The 517-nt window shown below is 61.1% G+C and carries 1 protein-coding gene and 1 pseudogene; both read right to left on the minus strand.

The features are described from left to right. Positions 1 to 410: tail assembly protein (locus FQZ95_RS19175; protein ID WP_160530527.1), on the minus strand; the 410-nt coding region annotated here is incomplete at its 3' end. Beyond that, positions 407 to 517, minus strand: a pseudogene (locus FQZ95_RS26520) (phage tail protein); the annotation flags it as partial. The pseudogene FQZ95_RS26520 and the gene FQZ95_RS19175, both read right to left, overlap by 4 nt.

Raw genomic sequence — 517 nt, forward strand, 5'->3', positions numbered from 1 at the left:
CCGTTATCCGTTGTCTGTGTACGGGGAGTTCTGGCTTTCGGTGCCAGCATCTGCGCCACACCACCGAGCACCATACTGGCACCGAGAGAAAACAGGATGCCGGTCATACCACCGGCCCCAATGGCTGCCCCCCATGCTGCAAGGGTGGCCCCGGCGGTAAAGAATGATCCGGCAATGGCGGCAGCCCCCAGGACAATCTGGAATACGCCACCTGACTTGGCCCCGGCGACTCTGGGAACAATATGAATCACAGCGCCATCAGGCAGAGTCTCATGTAACTGCGCCGTTAACCCGGACGTGCTGACGTCCCGCCCGGCAATCCGTACCTGATACCAGCCGTCGCACAGTTTCTGACGAAACGCCGGGAGCTGTGTGGCCAGTGCCCGGATGGCTTCAGCCCCCGTTTTCACACGAAGGTCGATGCGGCGGCCAAATCGTTGTAAATCCCCGTAAAGGCAGATGCGCGCCATGCCCGGTGACGCCAGAGGGAGTGTGTGCGTCGCTGCCATTTGTCGGT

It is taken from the genome of Escherichia sp. HH41S, assembly GCF_009820115.1.
Classification (GTDB): Bacteria; Pseudomonadota; Gammaproteobacteria; order Enterobacterales; family Enterobacteriaceae; genus Escherichia; species Escherichia coli_F.